At 63.0% G+C, this 368-nt stretch carries 1 protein-coding gene; it reads right to left on the bottom strand.

What is annotated here, in order from left to right:
• Positions 1-368, bottom strand: a 368-nt coding sequence (locus G8O24_RS43160) for a chemotaxis protein CheW (protein ID WP_188108471.1), incomplete at both ends; no start/stop codon positions are given.

The raw sequence follows: 368 nt of genomic DNA, 5'->3' as shown, positions 1-368 counted from the left end.
GCCTTGGGCTGGGACGAGCCGGCGCGGAACACCAGGAGCGAGGTGGTCTGCTCGCCCGAGCCGATGTGATGCGCGGCATTGTCGTCGCCCATGTCATGGGCCGAGGAGCCGGCGGCGCCGAGCGCCTTGGCAATGCCGTTGGGGTCGATGATCATGATCACGGCGCCATCGCCGAGGATGGTGTTGCCGGAGAACATGTCGATGTGACGCAGTTTCGTCGACATCGGCTTGACCACGATTTCTTCGGTGTGGAACACGCCGTCAACCACGATGCCAAACGTCTGGCTGCCGACCTGGGTGACCACGATAAAACCGTTCTCGGGATCGCTGGCCGCACCGTCGTCGATCTTGAGCAGCTTCTTCAGGTG

This window comes from Bradyrhizobium campsiandrae (assembly GCF_014529705.1).
GTDB classification, from domain to species: Bacteria; Pseudomonadota; Alphaproteobacteria; order Rhizobiales; family Xanthobacteraceae; genus Bradyrhizobium; species Bradyrhizobium campsiandrae.
The sequence above is the reverse complement of the archived record's forward strand: the minus strand, read 5'-3'. Positions and strand labels throughout refer to the sequence as shown.